Annotated in this window: 18 protein-coding genes; 14 read left to right on the forward strand and 4 right to left on the reverse strand. The window is 74.1% G+C overall.

Translation table 11 applies throughout. The features are described from left to right. Positions 1–155: 155 nt before the first annotated feature. Both ACFY15_RS20290 and ACFY15_RS20295 read left to right on the forward strand, forming a co-directional pair. Positions 156–983 carry an enoyl-CoA hydratase family protein gene (locus ACFY15_RS20290; RefSeq protein ID WP_390688851.1) on the forward strand — a complete coding sequence of 276 codons (828 nt, stop codon included), beginning with the start codon at positions 156–158 and terminating at the stop codon, positions 981–983. 4 nt (positions 984–987) lie between these two features. Beyond that, positions 988–3,270, forward strand: a complete 2,283-nt coding sequence (locus ACFY15_RS20295) for a bifunctional salicylyl-CoA 5-hydroxylase/oxidoreductase (RefSeq protein WP_390825881.1) — start codon at positions 988–990, stop codon at positions 3,268–3,270. Between the two features lie 31 nt (positions 3,271–3,301). On the opposite strand, the gene ACFY15_RS20300 is transcribed toward ACFY15_RS20295, so the two are convergent. The 3 genes from ACFY15_RS20300 to ACFY15_RS20310 all read right to left on the reverse strand — a co-directional run bounded on the left by ACFY15_RS20300 (position 3,302) and on the right by ACFY15_RS20310 (position 6,811). After that, positions 3,302–4,141, reverse strand: a complete 840-nt coding sequence (locus tag ACFY15_RS20300) for a GNAT family N-acetyltransferase (protein WP_390825882.1) — start codon at positions 4,139–4,141, stop codon at positions 3,302–3,304. 245 nt (positions 4,142–4,386) lie between these two features. Beyond that, the gene (locus ACFY15_RS20305) at positions 4,387–5,187 is read right to left on the reverse strand and encodes a PaaX family transcriptional regulator C-terminal domain-containing protein (protein WP_390688848.1); all 801 of its coding nucleotides are present in this window, start codon (positions 5,185–5,187) and stop codon (positions 4,387–4,389) included. Between the two features lie 4 nt (positions 5,188–5,191). Next, on the reverse strand, positions 5,192–6,811 hold the full coding sequence (locus tag ACFY15_RS20310; RefSeq protein ID WP_390825883.1) for an AMP-binding protein: 1,620 nt from the start codon (positions 6,809–6,811) through the stop codon (positions 5,192–5,194). A 132-nt stretch (positions 6,812–6,943) separates the two neighbouring features. Here ACFY15_RS20310 and ACFY15_RS20315 point away from each other — a divergent pair, with 132 nt between their 5' ends. Together ACFY15_RS20315 and ACFY15_RS20320 are read left to right on the forward strand one after the other, a co-directional pair. Further along, positions 6,944–8,068, forward strand: a complete 1,125-nt coding sequence (locus ACFY15_RS20315; RefSeq protein ID WP_390825884.1) for an acyl-CoA dehydrogenase family protein — start codon at positions 6,944–6,946, stop codon at positions 8,066–8,068. Beyond that, positions 8,065–8,478 (forward strand): RidA family protein, encoded by a 414-nt coding sequence (locus ACFY15_RS20320; protein WP_390688845.1) that lies wholly within the window; start codon positions 8,065–8,067, stop codon positions 8,476–8,478. Before ACFY15_RS20315 ends, ACFY15_RS20320 begins: the two co-directional genes overlap by 4 nt. 6 nt (positions 8,479–8,484) lie before the next feature. Here the strand turns inward: ACFY15_RS20320 and ACFY15_RS20325 are convergent, their stop codons facing one another. Then, a complete protein-coding gene (locus ACFY15_RS20325; RefSeq protein ID WP_390688844.1) occupies positions 8,485–9,861 on the reverse strand; it encodes an aminopeptidase P family protein in 1,377 nt (458 codons plus the stop codon). A 171-nt stretch (positions 9,862–10,032) separates the two neighbouring features. Between ACFY15_RS20325 and ACFY15_RS20330 the strand changes: the two genes are divergently transcribed. From ACFY15_RS20330 to ACFY15_RS20375, 10 genes are all read left to right on the forward strand, one after another. Then, complete coding sequence (locus ACFY15_RS20330; protein ID WP_390688843.1) at positions 10,033–12,420, forward strand: collagenase; 2,388 nt, start codon at positions 10,033–10,035, stop codon at positions 12,418–12,420. Between the two features lie 92 nt (positions 12,421–12,512). After that, positions 12,513–13,634 (forward strand): NAD(P)/FAD-dependent oxidoreductase, encoded by a 1,122-nt coding sequence (locus ACFY15_RS20335; protein ID WP_390688842.1) that lies wholly within the window; start codon positions 12,513–12,515, stop codon positions 13,632–13,634. A 40-nt stretch (positions 13,635–13,674) separates the two neighbouring features. Next, positions 13,675–13,989, forward strand: coding sequence for a (2Fe-2S)-binding protein (locus ACFY15_RS20340; RefSeq protein WP_390688841.1), 315 nt, complete (start codon positions 13,675–13,677; stop codon positions 13,987–13,989). Then, positions 13,970–15,442, forward strand: a complete 1,473-nt coding sequence (locus tag ACFY15_RS20345; protein WP_390688840.1) for an NAD(P)/FAD-dependent oxidoreductase — start codon at positions 13,970–13,972, stop codon at positions 15,440–15,442. Before ACFY15_RS20340 ends, ACFY15_RS20345 begins: the two co-directional genes overlap by 20 nt. 115 nt (positions 15,443–15,557) lie before the next feature. Continuing rightward, on the forward strand, positions 15,558–16,496 hold the full coding sequence (locus ACFY15_RS20350) for a dihydrodipicolinate synthase family protein (RefSeq protein ID WP_390688839.1): 939 nt from the start codon (positions 15,558–15,560) through the stop codon (positions 16,494–16,496). 57 nt (positions 16,497–16,553) lie between these two features. After that, positions 16,554–17,558: a proline racemase family protein gene (locus tag ACFY15_RS20355; protein ID WP_390688838.1), complete on the forward strand. Its 1,005-nt coding sequence runs from the start codon at positions 16,554–16,556 to the stop codon at positions 17,556–17,558. Continuing rightward, the gene (locus ACFY15_RS20360) at positions 17,555–18,583 is read left to right on the forward strand and encodes a proline racemase family protein (RefSeq protein WP_390688837.1); all 1,029 of its coding nucleotides are present in this window, start codon (positions 17,555–17,557) and stop codon (positions 18,581–18,583) included. Before ACFY15_RS20355 ends, ACFY15_RS20360 begins: the two co-directional genes overlap by 4 nt. Further along, positions 18,580–19,545, forward strand: a complete 966-nt coding sequence (locus ACFY15_RS20365) for an ornithine cyclodeaminase family protein (protein ID WP_390688836.1) — start codon at positions 18,580–18,582, stop codon at positions 19,543–19,545. The genes ACFY15_RS20360 and ACFY15_RS20365 overlap by 4 nt, the downstream gene beginning before the upstream one ends. A gap of 56 nt (positions 19,546–19,601) precedes the next feature. Further along, a complete protein-coding gene (locus ACFY15_RS20370) occupies positions 19,602–20,312 on the forward strand; it encodes a GntR family transcriptional regulator (RefSeq protein ID WP_390688835.1) in 711 nt (236 codons plus the stop codon). Between the two features lie 209 nt (positions 20,313–20,521). Continuing rightward, the gene (locus tag ACFY15_RS20375; RefSeq protein ID WP_390688834.1) at positions 20,522–22,264 is read left to right on the forward strand and encodes an ABC transporter substrate-binding protein; all 1,743 of its coding nucleotides are present in this window, start codon (positions 20,522–20,524) and stop codon (positions 22,262–22,264) included. The last annotated feature ends 18 nt before the right edge of the window (positions 22,265–22,282 follow it).

Raw genomic sequence — 22,282 nt, forward strand, 5'->3', positions numbered from 1 at the left:
GGGCGGACCCATGGCCGCGAGGGGCGGGACCCTCGGCTTCGCCGGAGGCCGCACCTTCCCGATACCCCTCCCCGGATGCCCTCCCCGGGATGCCTCCTCCCTCGGATGTCGCGTTTCCGTGACGGCAGTCACAAGTAGGTGATAGCGTCGTGCGCGTGAGCCCCTTCACCGGTTCCACACCAGCGACCGGACAGTGGCGCCACCTGCGGGTCACCCGCCAGGACGGCATCGCCACCGTCACCCTCGACCGCCCCGAGAAGCTGAACGCGCTCACCTTCGGCGCCTACGCCGACCTGCGCGATCTGCTCGCCGAACTCTCCCGGACCCGTTCCGTGCGCGCCCTCGTGCTGGCCGGCGAGGGCCGCGGCTTCTGCTCCGGCGGGGACGTGGACGAGATCATCGGCGCCACCCTCGCCATGGACACCTCCGAACTCCTCGACTTCAACCGGATGACCGGCCAGGTCGTCCGCGCCGTCCGCGAATGCCCCTTCCCGGTGATCGCCGCCGTCCACGGGGTGGCCGCCGGCGCCGGCGCCGTACTCGCCCTCGCGGCCGACTTCCGCATCGCCGACCCCACCGCCCGCTTCGCCTTCCTCTTCACCCGCGTCGGGCTCTCCGGCGGCGACATGGGCGCCGCCTACCTGCTGCCCCGGGTCGTCGGCCTCGGCCACGCCACCCGGATCCTGATGCTCGGAGAGCCCGTAGGGGCCCCCGAGGCGGAGCGCATCGGGCTGCTCAGCGAGCTCGTCGACGAGGGCAAGGCCGACGCCCGGGCCGCCGAACTCGCCGCCCGCCTCGCCGCCGGGCCCGCCCTCGCCCACGCCCAGACCAAGGCCCTGCTCACCGCCGAGCTCGACATGCCGCTGGCCGCCTCCGTGGAGCTGGACGCCAGCACGCAGGCCCTGCTGATGCACGGCCAGGACTACGCCGAGTTCCACGCCGCCTTCACCGGGAAGCGGCCGCCGCAGTGGAAGGGCAGGTAACCCCGTGTCCGTCTCCGTCACCGGGTCCGCGCCCGCCCGGCGGGTGGCCGTCGTCGGCGGGGGACCGGGCGGGCTCTACGCCGCCGCACTGCTGGCCCGGCAGGGGCACGCCGTCGACCTGTGGGAGCGCGGCGCCCCCGACGACACCTTCGGCTTCGGCGTCGTCCTCTCCGACGAGACCCTCGGCGGCATCGAACGGGCCGACACGGTCGTCCACGCCGCCCTCGCCGCCGAGTTCGTCCGCTGGGACGACGTGGACATCGTCCACCGCGGCCGGCTGCTGACCTCCGGCGGCCACGGCTTCGCCGCCCTCGGCCGGCGCCGGCTCCTGGAGATCCTGCACGCACGCTGCGAGGCCCTCGGAGTCCGGCTCCGCTTCCGCGCCCAGGCGCCCGACGCCCGGTCCCTGGCCCGCTCCCACGACCTGGTCGTCGCGGCCGACGGGGTGCACAGCACCACCCGCGAGAGCGGCGCCGCCCACTTCCGGCCCACCGTCACCCCCGGCCGCTGCCGCTACGTCTGGCTCGCCGCCGACTTCGCCTTCGACGCCTTCCGCTTCGAGATCGCGGAGACCGAGCACGGCATCATGCAGCTGCACGCCTACCCGTACTCCGCCGACTCCTCCACCGCCATCGTCGAGATGCGCGAGGAGGTGTGGCGGGCGGCCGGCTTCGACCTGTGCGACGAGGCGGAGTCCGCCACCCGTTGCGCCAAGATCTTCGCCGAGGCGCTGCGGGGCAGGCCGCTGCGCGGCAACCGCTCCGCCTGGACCCGGTTCCGCACCGTCGTCAACGAGCGCTGGTCGCACGGGAACGTGGTCCTCCTCGGCGACGCCGCCCACACGGCCCACTTCTCCATCGGCTCCGGCACCAAACTCGCCGTCGAGGACGCCCTCGCGCTCGCCGAGGCGCTGGCCGGGCATCCCGAGGTCCCCGACGCCCTGGCCGCGTACGAGGCCGAGCGCAGGCCCGCCGTGGCCAGCACCCAGCGGGCGGCCGCCGCCAGCATGCGCTGGTTCGAGGAGATCGGCGGCTACGTCGGCCAGCCCGCCCGGCAGTTCGCCTTCAACCTGCTCACCCGCAGCCGCCGGGTCACCCACGACAACCTGCGGCTGCGCGACGCCCGGTTCACCCGTGCGGTGGAGGCCGACTTCGGCTGTCCGCCGCAGGGGCCCGACGGGGCGTCGACCCCGCCCATGTTCACCCCGTTCACCCTGCGCGGGCTGACCCTGCGCAACCGGGTCGTCGTCTCGCCGATGGACATGTACTCCGCCGAGGAGGGGATGCCGGGCGACTTCCACCTGGTGCACCTGGGCGGGCGGGCCCTCGGCGGGGCCGGGCTGGTCATGACGGAAATGGTCTGCGTCAGCGCCGAGGGCCGGATCACCCCCGGCTGCGCCGGCCTGTGGACCGCCGAGCAGGCGGCCGCCTGGAAGCGGATCGCCGACTTCGTCCACACCTCGGCGCCCGGCACCGCCCTCGGCGTCCAACTCGGCCACTCCGGCCGCAAGGGCTCGACCCGGCTCATGTGGGAGGGCATGGACGATCCGCTCCCCGAGGGCAACTGGCCCCTGGTCGCCGCCTCCGCCCTGCCCTACAGGCCCGGCGTCTCCGCCGTGCCACGCGCCCTGGAGGCGGCCGACCTCGCGGCCGTCCGCTCCGACTTCGCGGCGGCTGCCGCACGGGCTGCCGACTGCGGGTTCGACCTGCTGGAACTGCACTGTGCGCACGGCTACCTGCTGTCCGGCTTCCTCTCCCCGCTCACCAACCACCGCGACGACGCCTACGGCGGCCCCCTGGAGAACCGGCTGCGCTTCCCCCTGGAGGTCTTCGACGCGGTCCGCGAGGTCTGGCCCGGGGACCGGCCGATGACGGTCCGGCTGTCGGCGACCGACTGGGCCCCCGGGGGCACCACGCCGGAGGAGGCGTTGCGGATCGCCGCCGCCTTCGCCGCGCACGGCGCCGACGCCGTCGACGTGTCCACCGGACAGGTGGTCGCGGACGAGGCCCCGGAGTACGGGCGCTCGTACCAGACCCCCTACGCCGACCGGATCCGCAACGCCCTGGGCGTGCCCGTCATCGCCGTCGGGGCGATCTCCTCCTGGGACGACGTCAACTCCCTGCTGCTGGCCGGCCGCGCCGACCTGTGCGCCCTGGGCCGGCCGCACCTGTACGACCCGCACTGGACCCTGCACGCGGCCGCCGACCAGGGGTACGCGGGCCCGGGCGCCCCCTGGCCCGCCCCGTACCGGGCGGGCAGCCGCAAGCCGCCCACCGGGAAGGGGTGAGGCGGCCTCCGGGAGGCCGGGCTCCCGGGGTTCAGGCGCGGACCAGCTCGACGCGGTCCTCGACGGGCGTGAAGCCGAGGCGCCGGTAGACGCCGTTGCTGGTGGGGTTGGCCAGGTCGGTGAAGAGCAGCACCTCGCTCGCCCCGGCCCCGTACGCCGCCCCGCTCACCGCGTGCGTCACCCCGGCGGCGTAACCGCGGCGGCGCTCGGCGGGCGGGGTGTAGACGGGTCCGATGCGCGAGGCGGAGCCGATCGGCCGGAAGAAGCCGGCCAAGGAGACCGGCCGGCCGTCCCGCTCCCAGACGAGGAACCCGCCGTACGAGATCCGGTCGCGCAGGGAGGCCTCGGAGGGGACGCCGGGGATGCCGCACTCCCGGTTGAACTCCGCGCACCACCGCGTCAGCAGCGGCAGGTCCGCCTCGGTGGCGTGCCGGGCCCGTCCTGCGGGGGCCGGGTCGGGGGCCGTCAGGGTGCCCAGCCGGTACAGGCGGAGCTCCTCGCCGACGCGGGTCGGGGTTGCCCAGGCCTGGGCCAGCGTCTCCGCGTCGGTGCGGCGGACGGTCAGGCTGCGCACGCGGGCGAGCAGCGGCTCCGACGAGAGGGCGCCGCCCAGGGCCCGGACCGCCTCGGCGGGCAGGACGCCGAGCAGCAGCGGGCGGGGCGGGGTGTGCAGCACGACCCCGCCGGCCGTGCCGTCGGGCCCGGTCCACCAGCCGAAGAGGGGTTCGGCGTCGCCGTAGGCCCGGGGGCCGCACCGCTCCAGGGCGTCGATGACGCTCAGCAGGGTGGTGTTGACGACGGGGTGCGCTGCGACGGTCCGGCGCGCGGCGGCCGGACAGGCCGCCAGATCGGTGCTGAAGGTCCAGGCCATGCCCCATCGTGACGGGCGCGGGAGGCGGCCCGCACCGGGTTTTTCCGGGGGCGCCCGGGGGAGGCGGGCGCGCTCCCCCGGGCGGGGGAGGCGATACCCCCGCATAGGGGAGGAGCCGGCGTCGGGCCGCTGGGATCTTGGGAGGGCGAGCAGGACACCGGCCCGGCCGACCACGGCGGGCCCTCGGACGAGGAGGAACCATGGACGCTCACGAAGTCACCGGCCGGGCGACGCGCACCGCCCCGCTACGGCTGTACGAAGCGGGCGCCCGTGTCGCGCAGCCGGGCGTGCAGCTCGGTGAAGACCGCCGCGGCCCGGTCGCCCGGCCAGTCGGCCGGAAGCAGCTCCCGCGGCAGCCCCGGGTCGGCGTAGGGCAGTCGCCGCCAGGTGTCCAGGGCTGGCAGGTAGGCCCGGTAGGCGGCCTCGGGGGTGGGCTCGGGGCCCGAGTGGAGGGCCCGCAGGACGGGTTCGTGCAGGTCGAGGAACTCCTCGTGCTGCTTGGCCAGGGCGGCCAGGTCCCACCAGCGGGCCACCGCCTCGGCCGTCGGGGCGAAGCCGAGGTGGGTGCCGCGGAAGAGCTCCACGTATCCGGTCAGGTGCAGCCGCTCCAGGGTGTGTTCCGTCTCCTCGGTCAGCTGGGCCGGTGCGATCCACACCCCCGGGGCCACCGACCCGAAGCCCAGCCGGGCCAGGCGCGAGCGCAGCAGGTGCCGCTTGTGGCGCTCCTGCTCCGGGACGGAGAAGACGGCGACCAGCCACTCCGGCGAGACCGGTACGGCCCCGTAGATCCGCCGGTCGCCGTCCTCCAGCAGCAGCCGGGCCTCCTCGGAGGGCTCATAGCCGGCGGAGCCGTCGGCGGCCTTCGCGGGCACCAGGAAGCCCCGCCGCTTGAGCCGGGACACCGAGGAGCGGACGGAGGGCGCGTCGACGCCGGCCGCGCCCAGCAGGCGGACCAGGGCGGACACCGGGACGGCTCCCTCGAAGGAGCGTCCGTAGGCGCCGAAGAAGGTGACGATCAGGGATCGCGGAGTGTGCTGCTCGACCACGGGTTCACTCTAGATCGCGCAGCCGGAAGCGCTGAAGCTTGCCGGTCGGGGTGCGGGGCAGCGTCGGCAGGAAGACGAAGGAGCGGGGGCACTTGTGGGGGGCCAGCTCCCCCTTCATGAAGGTCCGCAGCCCGTCCTCCGTGAGCACGGCCCCCTCGCGCGGCACGGTGTAGGCCACCACGACCTGACCGCGCCGCTCGTCCGGGTGGCCCACGACCGCGACCTCCGCCACGTCGGGATGGCGCAGCAGCGCCTCCTCCACCTCCGGGCCCGCGATGTTGTAGCCCGAGGAGATGATCATGTCGTCGGCGCGGGCGACGTAGCGGAAGTAGCCGTCGGGGTCGCGGACGTAGGTGTCGCCGGTCAGGTTCCAGCCGTCCCGTACGTATTCGCCCTGACGGGGGTCGGCCAGGTAGCGGCAGCCGACCGGACCGCGCACGGCCAGCAGCCCGGGCTCGTTGTCCGGCACCGGCCGGCCGGAGGGGTCCACCACACGGGCCTGCCAGCCGGGGACGGCCCGGCCGGTGGTGCCGGGGCGGATGTCCTCATCGGCGGCGGAGATGAAGATGTGCAGCAGTTCGGTGGCCCCGATGCCGTTGATGATCCGCAGTCCGGTCCGTTCGTACCAGGCCTGCCAGGTGGCGGCGGGCAGGTTCTCGCCCGCGGAGACGCAGCGGCGCAGTGCGGAAAGGTCGTACGCGCCCGTGTCGTAGGGGCCGAGGGCGTCCAGCATCGAGCGGTAGGCGGTGGGGGCCGTGAACACGACGGTGACCCGGTGCTCGGCGAGGGCGGGCAGGAGGCGGCGGGGTGCGGCCTCCTCCAGCAGCAGGGCGCAGGCCCCGGCCCGCAGCGGGAAGACGACCAGTCCGCCGAGGCCGAAGGTGAACCCGAGGGGAGGACTGCCGGCGAACACGTCGTCGGGGCGGGGTCTCAGGACGGTGCGGGAGAAGGTGTCGGCGACGGCGAGGAGGTCGCGGTGGAAGTGCATGCAGCCCTTGGGGCGGCCCGTGGTCCCGGAGGTGAAGGCGATGAGGGCCACGTCGTCGGCGGAGGTCTCGACAGCGGGGTACGGCGCGCGGTGGGCGTCGGCCAGCCGCAGGAGGTCGTCGGGGGAGTTCCCGCCGTAGGGGGCGATCCGCAGCCCGGGGACCTCGGCCCTGGCCAGGTCGCCGAGGGCGTCGGCGTGGCAGACGGCGTGCCGGACCCTGGCCATGGCACACACCGTCGCCAGCTCCTGGGCGCGCTGCTGGGCCAGGACGGTGACGGCCACCGCGCCCGCCTTCATCACGGCCAGCCAGCAGGCGGCGAGCCAGGGCCCGGTGGGGCCGCGCAGCAGCACCCGGTTGCCGGGGACGACGCCCAGATCGACGGTCAGGGCATGGGCGAGGCGGTCGACGCGCTCGCGCAGCTCCCCGTACGACCACACCTCGCCCGACCCGCTGCGGAAGGCGGGCCGGTCCGGCCCGAACCGGTCGATGGTGGCGTCGAGCAGTTCGGCGCCGCAGTTCAGCCGGTCAGGGTAGGCCAGTTCGGGCAGCTCGAAGAGGAGCTGCGGCCAGGCGTGAGCCGGCGGCAGGCTGTCGCGCGCGAAGGTGTCGGTGTGGGCGGAGGGCTTGAGCTCCAAGGCGGGTTCGCCCCCTTGCGACGTCCGGATTGGGGTGGAGCCGGCCGTGCTGATCTGTCCAGAGCGTATCGTGATGGTGACGGCAGTCAACAGGACGCGATAGATGACTCGACGGGACTTGGGGGCCTTCGGATGGCCGGATTCGCGCTCGGTGGGGAAGAAGAGGAGTGGTGCGCGCAGTTGCGCGCCCTGTCGGAGCGGAGGCTGAGGCCGCTCGCCGAGAAGGGCGAGCCCGGCCGGGTGAACCGGCCGCTGCTGGCGGAGCTGGGCGAGATCGGTCTGCTGGAGCGGGTCTTCGGTTCCGGCGCGCTGGAGCTGTGCCTGCTGCGGGAGTCCCTGGCCTACGGGTGCACCGAGGCGGAGACGGCCTTGGCCCTCCAGGGCCTCGGCGGCCATCCGGTGCTGCGGTCGGGGAGCGCGGCACAGCGGGAGCGGTGGCTGCCGGGGGTCCGGGCGGGGCGGCTGGTGGCGGCGTTCGCGCTGAGCGAGCCGGGCGCCGGTTCCGACGCGGCGGCCCTGGCGCTGGAGGCCGCGCCGGACGGGACGGGCTGGCGGCTGGAGGGGGCCAAGTGCTGGATCTCCAACGCTCCCGAGGCCGACTTCTACACCGTGTTCGCCCGCACGGGTGAGGCGCCGGGCGCCAAGGGCATCACCGCGTTCCTGGTCCCGGCGGACCGGCCGGGGCTGACGGGCGAGGCGCTCGACATGCTCTCGCCGCACCCGATCGGCTCGCTGTCCTTCGCCGGGGTGCCCGTCGGCCGGGAGGACGTGCTGGGGGCGCCGGGGCAGGGGTTCCGGGTGGCGATGGAGACCCTGAACCTCTTCCGGCCGAGCGTGGGGGCCTTCGCGGTCGGCATGGCGCGGGCCGCGCTGGACGCCACGCTGGCGCACACCGCCGGCCGTACCGCCTTCGGCGGGGTGCTGGCCGACCTCCAGGCGGTCGCGCACCGGGTGGCGGAGATGGCCACACGCACCGAGGCCGCCCGGCTGCTCGTGTACGCGGCGGCCGGCGCCTACGACAGCGGCTCCCCGGACGTGCCCCGCCGGGCGGCGATGGCCAAGCTCCTCGCGACGGAGACGGCCCAGTACGTGGTCGACCACGCCGTCCAGCTGCACGGTGCGGCGGCGCTGCGCCGGGGCCATCTGCTGGAGCACCTGTACCGGGAGGTGCGGGCCCCCAGGATCTACGAGGGGGCCAGCGAGGTGCAGCGCGGCATCATCGCCAAGGAGCTGTACCGGGGGGTGGCGGCCCGATGAGCGCAGGCCGTCCGGGCCCGCACCGGATCAACCCGCCGGAGCTGTCCCCTGCGACGGGCTTCTCCCACGCCGTCACCGCCACCGGCGGCCGGCTGGTGTTCCTGGCCGGCCAGACCGCCCTCGACGGATCGGGCACGGTGGTGGGGCGGACCCTGCCGGAGCAGTTCGAGCGCGCCCTGGCCAACCTGCTGACGGCCCTCGCGGCGGCGGGTGGCGTCCCCTCGGACCTGGCCCGGGTGACGGTGTACGCCGTGGACGTGGAGGACTACCGCGCCCACGCCCGCGAACTGGGGCGGATCTGGCACCGGCTGGCGGGCCGCGACTATCCGGCGATGGCCGTGGTGGGAGTGGTCCGCCTCTGGGACACCGAGGCCCTGCTGGAACTGGACGGGATCGCGGTGCTCCCGTGAGGCGGGCTACGAGGCGGAGTCGAGGAGGGTGCCCATCCATTCCTCGATGCCGGCCACCGTGCGCGGCAGGGCGCCGGACATCAGGCGGGCACCGTCGGAGGTGATGACGAGGTCGTCCTCGATGCGCACGCCCATGCCGCGCAGTTCGGCCGGGAGGGTCTCGTCGTCCGGCTGGAGGTAGAGGCCCGGCTCGACGGTGAGGACCTGGCCCTCCTCCAGCACCCCGTCGAGGTAGGTCTCGGCGCGCGCCTGGGCGCAGTCGTGGACGTCGAGGCCGAGCATGTGGCCGCTGCTGCACAGGGTGTAGCGCCGGTACAGGTCGCCCTCGGCGTCCTTGAGCACGCCCCATGCGGCGAGGCCGTCGGCGATGACCCGCATGCCCGCCCGGTGGAAGTCGCGGAAGCTCGCGCCGGGCCGCAGCGCGGCGATGCCGGCCTCCTGGGCGGCGAGCACCAGCTCGTAGACCTGCTTCTGGACGGGGGAGAAGCGCCCGGACAGCGGGAGGGTGCGGGTGATGTCGGCGGTGTAGAGGCTGTCGGTCTCCACGCCCGCGTCCAGCAGCAGGAGTTCGTCCCGGTCGAGCCGGCCGTCGTTGCGGGTCCAGTGCAGCACGCAGGCGTGCGCGCCGGAGGCGGCGATGGTCTCGTAGCCGAGGCCGTTGCCCTCGGCCCGGGCCCGCAGGTTGAAGACCCCCTCGATCCAGCGCTCGCCGCGCGGGTGGACGAGGGCCCGGGGCAGGGCGCGCACGGCGTCCTCGAATCCGGCGGTGGTGTGGTCGACGGCGAGCTGGAGCTGGTCGACCTCCCAGGCGTCCTTCACCAGGCGCAGCTCCGACAGGGCGGCGGCCAGGGCGGTGTCGGTGGCGGCGTCGCGGGCGGTGGGGGAGCCGAGCGCGTCGAGGTGGGCGCAGCGCAGGCCGGTGAGCCGCTCGGCCTCGGCCAGGTCGGGGCGCCGCCCCACCCAGAACTCGCCGTAGCGGCGGTCCCGGTAGAACTCCTCCGTGCCGTCGGAGCGGTCGGAGCGGGGGCGCAGGTAGAGGACGGCCTCGTGGCCGTGCGGGCCGGCGGGCTCCAGCACCAGCACGTGGCCCACCTGGTCCTCGCCCGTCAGGCCGGTGAGCCAGGCGTAGGCGCTGTGCGGGCGGAAGCGGAAGTCGCTGTCGTTGGAGCGGACCCTCAGCTCGCCGGCCGGGACGATCAGCCGTTCGCCCGGGAAGCGCGCGGAGAGCCGGGCGCGGCGGGCGGGGGTCACGTCGTACGCGGTCACCCGGGAGCCCGCCGGCAGGGGCGAAGGCGCCCAGTTCCCCGCCATGAAGCGGGACAACTCCGCTGATACCGGGAGGTCGTGGCTGCCGGTGTTCAGGCGGGAGGAGGTGTCGGTCACGGAGGCTCCCTCAAGAAGGACTGAACTGGGGGGCGCACAGGTCTTGTCAGTGCAATTTCACATTACTATGTTACAGCTCACACCGCGGCGCATTAATCCCCGTCAAACGCCGTGTGAAGCAGGGCAGTTCACGCACCACTACCCCCACCTCCCTTCCCACAGGAGTCCCAGGTGTCCCAGCACAGAGCTGTGCGTACGTCTCTCCTCTCGGCCGCCGTCACGGTCACCCTCCTCGCCACCGCCGGCCAGGCAGTGACCCAGGCCGCCGAGCGGGGCACCCCCGCCGCCGCACCCGCCGCGTCGGCGCCCGCCGCCTTCGCCGCGGGTCCGGCCGCCGCACCGAACCCCTTCGACGAGGTCGACCGCCTCGCCGACGCCAAGCAGCTCGCCCCGGTTCCCGCCCCCGCCCCCGGCGGCAAGTCCGTGGCCGACAACCGGGTTCCCGGCGCCGCCGACCCGGCCCCCGGCGCCGACAAGAGCGGCAAGGCGGCCCCCGCCCAGGCCGCGCCCACCGCGAAGAGCGTCGCCGCGGGCGTCCCCTGCACCCTTGACGGGATCACCGGCCTCGGCCCGGAGCAGTTCGCCGACTTCCTCGCCGACCCGGCCGTCACCGCCGACGGCTGCCTGCGCGGCCTCATATGGACCTGGGACGCGCGCCTCGCGCCGGTCATGTCCGACGCCCACGTCCAGGCCGTGTCCCGCCGGATATCCGCCCTGTCCGCCGCCCACGACGGCCGCAACTCCTCCCACCTGGAGGAGATGTTCACCTACCTGCACGCCGTGGCCTACCACGACTACTCGCGCACCGAGATCGACGTCACCGACGCCCCCACCGTCGACGCCATGCGCCGGGCCATCGCCGACTTCGGGGATGCCGCCCACACCTTCGACGTCACGGCCTCCAACGCCCGCACCCTGCGCGAGGCCCTCTATGCGGGCAGCGCCCCCGGTCTGCGCCAGCACCAGCTCGGCCTGATCAAGAAGGTCCTGGCCACCCTGGACGCCTCCCACCCGGCCACCAACACGGACGCCGCCTGGGGCGGCGCGGCCCTCGCGGCCCTCTCCGTCAACTACCTGGGCGTCTACCCGGGCAACCAGGACGCGGCCTTCCACGCCGCCGTCACCGCCGACCCCGCCTACCGTGCCCTCTTCAAGGCCTTCGCGGGCTACACCCACCTCAAGGGCACCGCCAACTCCTGGGCGGCCCGCGACGCGCTCGGCGAGTACGGCCGCTTCGGCCAGGTGGACGGCCTCAAGGACCAGATCACCACCGACCTCGGCGCCCTCCTGGAGCCCGTCAAGTCCGGCTGGGGCAACGGCAGCGAGCAGTGGGCCAAGCTGGTCTCCTGGCTCAACTTCTATGAGGCGTGCAAGCCGTACGGGGTGTGCAAGGAGGACATCGAGAAGCAGCTCTTCCCGAACACCTACACCTACGACAACGGCGGCATCAAGGTCCGCACCGCCCTCGACCGGGCCACCGTCGACCAGCTCTACTACGCGAGCAAGCAGGTCAAGACCCAGTTCCACCGCGTCCTGGGAACCGACCAGCCGCTGGCCGGGGACCCCAACAGCACGCTGAACATCGTGCTGTACGCCTCCCGCGCCGACTACGAGAACTACCACCCGATCCTGACCGGATACGGCACCAACAACGGCGGCATCTACATCGAGAACGGCGCCACCTTCTACACCTACCAGCGCCGCGTCCCGCAGGACTCCTCCCTCACCCTGGAAGAGCTCTTCCGCCACGAGTACACGCACTACCTCAACGGCCGCTTCGCCGTCCCCGGCTTCTTCGGCCAGGGCGACTGGTACCAGGGCGACCGCACCACCGCCATGGACGAGGGCACCGCCGAGTTCTTCGACGGCTCCACCCGCGACAACGGCATCGCCGTCCGCAAGTCCCTGGTCCGGGGCATCATCAACGACACCGCCGGCGGCGGCCCGCGCATGAGCGTCGACCGGCTCCTGCACGCCACGTACGACGGCGACGGCTTCCGCTTCTACAACTACGCGGGCACGTTCTTCGAGTTCCTCTGGACCGAGAAGCCCTCGCTGCTGCGCGAGATGTACGGCTACCTCCGCGCCAACGACGTCGCCGGCTTCGACGCCTGGCGCAACCGCATGGGCGCGGACACCTACCTCCAGCGCGACTACAACCGCTTCCTGGACGCCCAGATCGCCAAGGTGGACCAGCTCTACGTCCCGAACACCACCTTCACGCCCAACGACCAGCTGCGCGACTCCGCGCTCGCGTCGGTCAAGTCCTCCTTCGCGTCGGCGACCTACAACACCCCGGACTGCGTGGAGAACGGTGACACAGGCAAGCGCCGCTTCACCTGTACGGGCCGGATCACCGCGAACCTGAAGAACTGGCGCAGCGACGACCAGAACTTCAAGGACATGTCCGAGACGGTCGACTACTTCCTGCTCGACCGGGCGGGCGCGGCCTCCAACAACCTGGCGGACATGAACTGCTCCTTCGGGCCGCTGGAGATCTGGGACAACAAGGCGGCGGGCACCTCCCCCTACAGCTGTGAGGGCCCCCTCCGCAGCTGACCCCACGCCCGGGCCGGTTCCGAGTCCCACGGGGGGCGGAACCGGCCCGGGCGACCCTAGGCACCATCAAAAGAATGTGACATATTACTGACATGGACGTCGTGATCATTGGCGCCGGCGTCGTCGGAGCCGCGTGCGCGTACTACGCGAGCCGCTCCGGTCTCTCCGTGGCGGTGGTGGACCGGGGCCCCGTGGCCGGCGGCACCTCCGGCGCCGGTGAGGGCAACCTGCTCGTCTCCGACAAGGAGGCCGGGCCGGAACTCGACCTGGCCCTCCTCTCCGCCCGCCTCTGGCAGGACCTCTCCGCCGAACTCCCCGGGGCCGTCGAGTACGAGCCCAAGGGCGGCCTGGTGGTGGCCCCCGACGAGACGACCCTCAAGGCCCTGCGCCACTTCGCCGAAGGCCAGCGCACGGCCGGGGTGGTCTCCGCCGAAGTCGGCCCGGATGGCCTCCACGAGCTGGAACCCCACCTCGCCCCGGGCCTGGCGGGCGGATTCCACTACCCCCAGGACGCCCAGGTCCAGCCTGCCCAGGCGGCGGCCCAGCTCCTGAGGGCCTCGGGCGCCGCCGTGCACCCGGGCGAAGAGGTCACCGGGCTCCTCCTGGAGTCGGGGGCCGTCCGGGGTGTGCGCACCTCCCGTCGGACGCTGCGGGCGACGGCCGTGGTCAATGCCGCGGGTACCTGGGGCGGCCGGATCGCCGACCTCGCCGGAACCGCCCTGCCCGTCCTGCCCCGCCGCGGCTTCGTCCTGGTGACGGAACCCCTCCCGCGGGTGGTCCGGCACAAGGTCTACGCCGCGGACTACATCGCGGACGTGGCCAGCGACTCGGCTGCCCTCCAGTCCTCGGCGGTCGTCGAGGGCACCCCCTCGGGCCCGGTCCTGATCGGCGCCACCCGCGAGCGGGTCGGCTTCGACCGCACCCTCTCCACGGACGCCCTGCGCCGCCTGGCGGCCCAGGCGGCGGCCCTCTTCCCGGTCCTGGCGGACGTCCGCGCCCTGCGCACCTACCACGGCTTCCGCCCCTACCTCCCGGACCACCTCCCGGCCATCGGCCCGGACCCCCGAGCCCCCGGCCTCCTCCACGCCTGCGGCCACGAGGGCGCCGGCATCGGCCTGGCCCCCGCGACGGGAGCCCTCGTCGCGGCGGCCCTCACCGGAGCCGAACCCCCGCTGGACCCCGCCCCCTTCCGCCCGGACCGCTTCGGTCCGTGACCCCGGCCGCCCCGTCCCCCGCACACCCCAGGAGCCCCTCTTGAAGCGCAGCCCCCGCGAGCTGGTCGGCGGCAGCCCGGCGGCCACGTACCCGATCGACTTCGACGGCCGCGCACTGCCCGCCCAGGAGGGCCAGACCATCGCCGGCGTCCTGTGGGAGGCCGGGATCCTCGCCTGGCGCACCACCCGCGAGGGCGGCGCCCCGCGCGGCGCCTTCTGCGGGATCGGCGCCTGCTACGACTGCCTCGTCACCGTCAACGGCCGCCCCAACCAGCGCGCCTGCCTCGTCCCGGCCCGCCCCGGAGACACCGTCACCACGCAGGAGGGCACCGGCCATGCCGACCTCGCCGTCTGAGTCCACACCCTCCGCCGGGGCGACCCCCGCCGACCTGGCCGTCATCGGCGCGGGCCCCGCCGGGCTCGCGGCCGCCGTCACCGCCGCCCGGCTCGGCCTGCGCGTCACCCTCCTCGACACGGCCGACCGCCCCGGCGGCCAGTACTACCGCCGGCCGGCCGCCGCGCTCGGCGCCGAGCGTCCCGAGGCCCTGCACCACGACTGGCGGGCCTTCGCCACCCGTGAAGCCGCCCTCCGCGCCCACGAGAGGTCGGGCCGCATCACGTACCTCCCCCGGCACCACGTGTGGACGGTGGTCCCCGACGGCACCTCCGGCGCCTGGACCCTCCACGCGGTGGCCGGCCACGCCCCCGACGAGACCCGGGAGACCGTCCGGGCGCGCGCCGTGCTGCTCGCGACCGGCGCCTACGAACGCCAGCTGCCCTTCCCCGGCTGGACCCTCCCCGGCGTGGTCGGGGCCGGCGGCGCCCAGGCCATGCTGAAGAACAACCTCGTCCTGCCCGGCCGGCGCGTCGTGGTGGCCGGCAGCGGCCCGCTCCTCCTCGCCGTGGCCGGCTCCCTCGCCGCGGCCGGAGCCACCGTCCCGGCCGTCCTGGAGGCCGCCTCCTACACGGCGTACGCCCCCCAGGCACCCGCCCTCCTGCGCAACCCCGCCAAACTCGCCGAAGGCGCCACGTACGGCGGGGCCCTGCTCCGCCACGGCATCCGCCTGCTCACCCGCCACGCCGTCACCGAGGCGCACGGCACCACCCGCGTCGAGGCCGTCACCGTCGCCCGCCTCGACAAGGACTGGCGCCCGCTGCCCGGCACCGCCCGCCGGATCCCCTGCGACGCCCTCGCCGTGGGACACGGCCTCGTGCCCCAGCTGGAACTGGCCACCGGCCTCGGCTGCGCCACCCGCCCCAGTCCCGACGGCACCGTCGCCCTGGAACTGGACGCGGCCCAGCGGACCTCGGTCCCGGGCGTCTGGTCGGCCGGCGAGACCGGCGGCATCGGCGGGGCCGCACTGGCGCTGACCGAGGGTGAGATCGCCGCCCACGCGATCGCCGGCCGGCCGGTCCCCGACGCCCTCGTCCGCCGCCGCGCCCGCCTGCGCGCCTTCGCCGGCGCGATGGCCGCCGCGCACCGCCCCGGCTCCGGCTGGACCGGCTGGCTGCGCGAGGAGACCGACGTGTGCCGCTGCGAGGAGGTCCCGGCCGGCCGGATCCGCGAGGCGGTCCAGGAGCTCGGGGCGCGGGACGCGCGGACGGTCAAGCTCCTCACCCGGGCCGGCATGGGCTGGTGCCAGGGCCGGATGTGCGGTCCGGCGGTGGCCGCCCTGGCCGGCGGGGAACCCGCGCCGGACCGGCGGCCGCTGTCCTGTCCGGTCCCGCTGCGCCACCTCGCCGCGCTGCCCCCGGCGGAGGCGGCCCCGACGGGAACCGCCCCGGCGCAGACCCCGCCCGGCCCCTGAGCGCCGGGGCCGCTCCCCCGAATCACCACCGCGCCCCAACCGGCGCCCTCCGGCCCCTTGTGGCCGATCCACGCCCACTAGTAAAATGTCACACACCACACTAGGGAGTCCTTCCATGACCGACGCGCCCACCCCCGCGCCCTCCGCCGACCACGGCCCCGACACCCGCACCCGCCCCTGGCACGGCATCATGGTCGCCACCGCCCTGCCACTGCGCGAGGACCTCACCGTCGACTACGACGCCTACGCCGAGCATGTGGCCTGGCTGATCGCCAACGGCTGCGACGGCGTCGTCCCCAACGGCTCCCTCGGCGAGTACCAGACCCTCACCGACGAGGAGCGGGCCCGCGTCGTGCGCACCGCCGTCGAGGCCGCCGGTGACGGCGCCCGCGTCATGCCCGGCGTGGCGGCGTACGGCAGCGCCGAGGCCCGCCGCTGGGCCGACCAGGCCGCCGAGGCCGGAGCGGGCTCCGTCCTGCTCCTGCCCCCCAACGCCTTCCGCGCCGACGAGGGGACCGTCCGCGCGCACTACGCCGAGGTCGCCGGCTCCGGCCTGCCGGTGGTGGCCTACAACAACCCGTACGACACCAAGGTGGACCTGACCCCCTCCCTCCTCGCGCGCCTGCACGCCGACGGCAGCATCGTCGCCGTCAAGGAGTTCAGCGGGGACGTCCGCCGCGCCTACGAGATCGCCGAGCTCGCCCCGGGCCTCGACCTGCTCATCGGCGCCGACGACGTCCTCCTCGAACTGGCCCTGGCCGGCGCCGTCGGCTGGATCGCCGGTTACCCCAACGCCCTGCCCCGGTCCTGCGCCACCCTCTACCGGGCCGCTGTCGCCGGTGACACCGCCACCGCCCTGCCGCTCTACAAGTCCCTGCACTCCCTGCTGCGCTGGGACTCCAAGACGGAGTTCGTCCAGGCCATCAAGCTCTCCATGGCCCTGGCCGGCCGCCCCGGCGGCGCCACCCGCCCCCCGCGCTTCCCGCTCACCGGGGAGACCGAGGCCGCCGTGCGCGCCGCGACCGAGAAGGCCCTCGCCGAGGGCCTCAACTAGCCACCCGGCTGTCCAGCCACCCAGTACGAACCAGCGAACGGCCGGAGGGGCGAACCGATGCGCACACGCCACGTCTACCACGCGGTGGACTCCCACACCGAGGGCATGCCGACCCGGGTGATCACCGGGGGAGTCGGGGTGATCCCCGGCGCCACCATGGCCGACAAGCGGCTCCACTTCATCGAACACCTGGACCACGTCCGCACGCTGCTCATGTACGAGCCGCGCGGCCACGCGGCGATGAGCGGTGCCATCCTCCAGCCGCCCACCCGACCCGACGCCGACTTCGGCGTCCTGTACATCGAGGTGTCGGGCCTGCTGCCCATGTGCGGGCACGGCACCATCGGGGTGGCCACGGTCCTGGTCGAGACCGGCATGGTCCCGGTGGCCGAACCGGTCACCACGGTGCGGCTCGACACCCCGGCCGGGCTGGTGAGCGTGGACGTACGGGTGGAGGACGGCGCTGCCACCGCCGTCACCCTCACCAACGTCCCCTCCTTCTGCGTGGGCCTCGACCTGAAGGCCGAGGTCCCCGGCTTCGGCACCGTCACCTACGACCTCGCCTACGGCGGGAACTTCTACGCCTTCGTCGAACTCGACGCCCTGGGACTGCCCTTCGACCGGTCCCGCAAGGACGACCTGATCGCCGCCGGGCTCGCGGTCATGGACGCCGTCAACGGCTCCCCGGACCGGCCCGTCCACCCAGAGAACCCCTCCATCTCCGGCGTCAAGCACGTCTACCTCGCCGCCCCCGGCTCCGACGCCCGCCGCTCCCGGCACGCCATGGCGATCCACCCCGGCTGGTTCGACCGCTCGCCCTGCGGCACCGGGACCAGCGCGCGCATGGCGCAGCTGCACGCGCGGGGCCTGCTGCCCCTCGACACCGACTTCGTCAACGAGTCCTTCATCGGCACCGAGTTCACCGGCCGCCTGATCGGGGAGACCACCGTCGCCGGCCACCCGGCCGTCGTCCCGACGGTCACCGGCCGGGCCTGGATCACCGGCACCGCCCAGTACTTCCTCGACCCGTCCGACCCCTTCCCCGGAGGGTTCCTGCTGTGACCGCCCCGACCTCCGTCCGCACCGTGGACTACCACACCGCCGGCGAGCCCTTCCGGATCGTCGACACCGCCCGCGACGGGATGCCCTCCGTCCCCGGCGACACCGTCGCCGAGCGCTGCGCCACCGCCATCGGCCCGGGCGGATCCGGGACGGCGCCGCGGCGCGGCCCGCTGGACGACGTACGGCGGCTCCTGGTCCAGGAGCCGCGCGGACACGCCGGCATGTACGGGGGGTTCGTGGTGCCCCCGGACGACGACGGGGCCCACCTCGGGGTGCTGTTCTGGCACAAGGACGGCTACTCCACCGCCTGCGGCCACGGCACCATGGCACTCGGTGCCTGGGCCGTGGACTCCGGCCGGGTCGCGGCCCCCGACGACGGGGACGTCCAGGTGCGGATCGACGTGCCCTCGGGCCGGGTCGCCGCCACCGTCCACCGGGCCGGGGGCCGCACCACCGGGGTCACCTTCCGCAACGTCCCCGCCGTGGTGGGCGCCCGCAAGGTGCCGGTGGCCACCACCCTGGGCATCGTCGAGGTGGACATCGCGCACGCCGGCGCCTGCTACGCCTCCGTCTCCGCACGCGACCTCGGCCTGGAGGTGACCCGCGCCGCGCTGCCGGCCCTGGTCGGCGCCGGGCGGGAGATCCGCGCGGCCCTCGCCACCCACCCGGCGACCTGGCACCCGGACGGCCCGCTGCTCTCCGGCGTCTACGGGGTGATCCTCCACGAGGAGCTGCCCGAGACCCCGTTCGGGCCGCACCAGCGCAACGTCACCGTGTTCGCCGACGGGCAGATCGACCGCTCGCCCTGCGGTTCGGGCACCTCCGCCCGGCTCGCGCTGCTGGCGCAGGACGGCCGGCTGGGCGCGGGGGAGGACCTGCTGCACGAGTCGGTGACGGGCACGGTGTTCACCGGCCGGATCCTCGACGGCGGGGTCACCGAGGTCACCGGCACCGCCTACCGCACGGGGGAGCACCTCTTCACCGTCGACCCGTCCGACGCCCTCGGCGCGGGCTTCCTGCTGTGACGGCCGCCCCCGCGACGGTTCCCGTCCTGCTGGGCGCGGACGAGACGGCGGGCCTGCTGACCACCGCGCGGGCGGCCGACGCCCTGGACGGCGCCCTGCGGGCCGGCCTCGACCCGGAGGCCTGCCCGCAGCGCACGGGCGTACCCACGCCCGGCGGCGAGCTCCTGCTCATGCCGGCCGCGTCGGGCGCGTACGCCGGGGTGAAGATCGCCGGGGTGGCCCCCGGCAACCCGGCCCGCGGACTGCCCCGGATCACCGGCAGCTACCTCCTCCTGGACGGCCCCACCCTGCGCCCGCTGGCCGTCCTGGACGGCGCCGCCCTGACCGCCCTGCGCACCCCGGCGGTCTCCGCCCTCGCCCTGCGGTACCTCACCGAACCCGGCCGCCCGCTACGGCTGGTGCTCTTCGGCGCGGGCCCGCAGGCCTACGGGCACCTCGACGCGGTCCTGGAGCTGCGGGAGCTCGCCGAGGCGGTGGTCGTGGCCCGCGACGCCGGCCGCGCCGGCGAACTGGCGGCGTACGCCAGGGCCCTGGGCGTCCCGGCCCGCACGGGCACGCCGCAGGACGTGGCGGGGGCCGACCTGGTGCTCTGCTGCACCACCGCCCGCGAGCCGCTCTTCGACGGGCGGCTGGTGGCCCCTGGGGCGGTGGTCGTCGCCGTGGGCTCCCACGAGCCGGACGCCCGGGAGACGGACACCGCCCTCGTGCGACGCGCGGCGGTGTACGTGGAGTCGCGCGCGGCGGCGCTGCGCGAGGCGGGGGACCTGCTGATCCCCGAGGCCGAGGGGGCGATCGGTCCCGGTCACATCCACGGCACCCTGGCGGACCTGGTCACCGGACGGAACCTCCCCGGAGGACGGACGGACGGTCCACAGCTCTTCAAGAGCGTGGGCATGGCCTGGGAAGATCTTGCCGTCGCGGTGGCGATCTACCACGCGACCGGAGCGAACGGCGAAACGTGACATTGTACGCTGTTCCTCCGCACGTCCGTGGTGTGCGGGGTCTCGGAGGAAGAGCAATGGGTGACCTGAAGCAGCACAGTCTCATCAAGGCCCAGGAACGGCTGCGCGACCAGGTCGGCCATGCCCTCCGGGCCGCGCTGATAGCGGGAGAGCTCCGTCCCGGCAGCGTCTACTCGGCTCCGGGTCTCGCCGCCGAACTCGGCGTGTCGGCCACGCCCGTGCGCGAGGCGATGCTGGACCTGGCCCGCGAGGGCCTGGTCGAACCGGTCCGCAACAAGGGCTTCCGGATCACCGAGGTCAGCGAGCGCGACCTCGACCAGTACACCGAGCTGCGCACGATGATCGAGGTCCCGACCATCGGGCGGATCACCCGCACGGCCACGCGGGAGCAGCTGGAGCGGCTGCGCCCGATCGCCGAGGAGATCGTGGGCAGCGCACGTGAGCACAACCTCATCGGGTACCTGGAGGCCGACCGCCGCTTCCACCTCAGCCTCCTCGCCCTCGCCGGCAACGAGCGCCTGGTCGAGACCGTCGGCGACCTGCGCAAGCGCTCCCGGCTGTACGGGCTGACGGGCCTGGACGAGGCCGGCAAGCTGGTCTCCTCCGCCGAGGAGCACCTCGAACTGCTGGACCTGATGCTGACCGGCGACGCGGAGGCGGCCGAGGAGTGCATGCAGCGCCACCTCGGCCACGTCCGCTCCCTGTGGGCCCAGGGCCGCGACGAACCGGTGGGCCGCCCCCAGGGCGGCCTCGGCTCCGGCCTGTAGGGGCCACTCCTCGCGCAGAAGCCGCCGGGCAACCGCCCGGCGGCTTTTCGCGTCCAGCGGCCGACGCGTCCTCCGCGCCCCAACTCCTCGGCAGGGGAGCCGATTTGGACACGGCTGGATAACGGCGGCGACGAGGGGTTGTCAGTACAATTTCACATTACTATGTTACCGGTCACACCCTAAAGCGCGGCCCTTCACTGGAGTGACCCATGACCAAGCGCACGCAACTCGCCCTCGCCGCCGCCCTGGTGGCGTCGCTCGCACTCGGCGCCGCGGGCTGCTCCGACCCCAAGAAGGGATCCGAGGGGAAGGGCGGCGCCAACCCGGCCGCCGCCAACGACGGCAAGACCCTCGGCGGCACCCCCGTGAAGGGCGGCACCCTCACCGTCCTGTCCAACCAGGACTTCTCCCACCTCGACCCGGCCCGCAACTGGGTCATGCCGGCCATGGACTTCGGCACCCGTCTGCTCTACCGCACGCTCGTCACCTTCAAGGCCGAGCCCGGCAAGGGCGGCAGCGAGCTCGTCCCCGACCTCGCCACCGACCTCGGCACCCCCTCCAACGGCGGCCGCACCTGGACCTTCACCCTCAAGGAGGGCCTGAAGTACGAGGACGGCAGCCCGGTCAAGGCCCAGGACGTCAAGTACAACGTCGAGCGCTCCTTCGCCCCCGACCTCACCGGCGGCCCCGACTACGCCGCCCAGTACCTGGCCGGCACCGAGGGCTACAAGGGCCCCCTCCAGGGGCAGCACCTCGACTCGGTCAAGACCCCGGACGACCGCACGATCGTCTTCGAACTCAAGCGCCCCGTCGCCGAGTTCTCCCAGACCGCCACCCTCCCCACCTTCGCCCCGGTCCCGCAGTCCCAGGAGAAGGGCACCCAGTACGACTCCCGCCCGTTCTCCTCGGGCCCGTACAAGATCGAGTCCTACGAGCGCGACAAGAAGCTGGTCCTCGTCCGCAACGAGCACTGGGACCCGAAGACCGACTCCGTCCGCAAGGCCTACCCGGACCGGTTCGTCGTCGTCATGGGCCTCAAGGGCGGCCAGATCGACGACCGCCTGATCGCGGGCGAGGGCGCCGACGCCTCCGCCGTCGAGTACTTCAACATGCGCCCCGAGAGCGCCCCCAAGGTCCTGCCCAAGCCCGACGTCAAGGCCCGCCTGCTCGCCGAGTCCCAGGGCTGTACGACCATGCTCCACCTGAACAACTCCCGCGCTCCCTTCAACGACCCCAAGGTCCGCGAGGCCATGCAGTACGCCGTCGACAAGGACGCCGTCGTCACCGCCGCGGGCGGCCCCGCCCTCAACGAGGTCGCCACCGCCTACCTGCCCCCGGCCCTCACCGGCGGCAAGCAGGCCGACACCCTGAAGATCCCCGCCGCCGGCGACCCCGCCAAGGCCAAGGAGCTCCTCAAGGCCGCCGGCAAGGAGCACCTCAAGGTCTCCCTCTCCGTCTCCACCGGCGACAAGGCCAAGGCCGAGGCCCTCCAGCAGGGCCTGGCCCGGGCCGGCGTCGAGGTCGTCATCGACACCGTCGACCCCGGCGCCTACTACGACGTCATCGGCGACCTCTCCACCACCCCCGACATGACGTACACCGGCTGGTGCCCCGACTACCCCTCCGGCTCCACCTGGATCCCCTTCGTCTTCGACGGGCGGACCATCAAGGACAAGGGAAACCAGGGCAACTACGCCCAGTTCCGCGACGACGCCACCATGAAGCGGATCGACGAGATCAACGCCATGGCCGATGCCAAGCAGGCCAACCAGGCCTGGATCGACCTCGACGCCGAGGTCATGAAGAAGTCCCCGTCCATCCCGATCCTGCTGGAGCGCAAGCCGCTCCTCGTCGGACCCAACATCGCCGGCGCCTACGGCCACCCCGTGTGGACCGGCACCGTCGACTACGGCAGCATCGGCCTCAAGGACCCGTCGAAGAGCCAGGGCTGAGGAAGCCGGGACCGGGAC

Source organism: Streptomyces sp. NPDC001373 (assembly GCF_042895815.1).
In the GTDB taxonomy this organism is placed as follows: domain Bacteria; phylum Actinomycetota; class Actinomycetes; order Streptomycetales; family Streptomycetaceae; genus Streptomyces.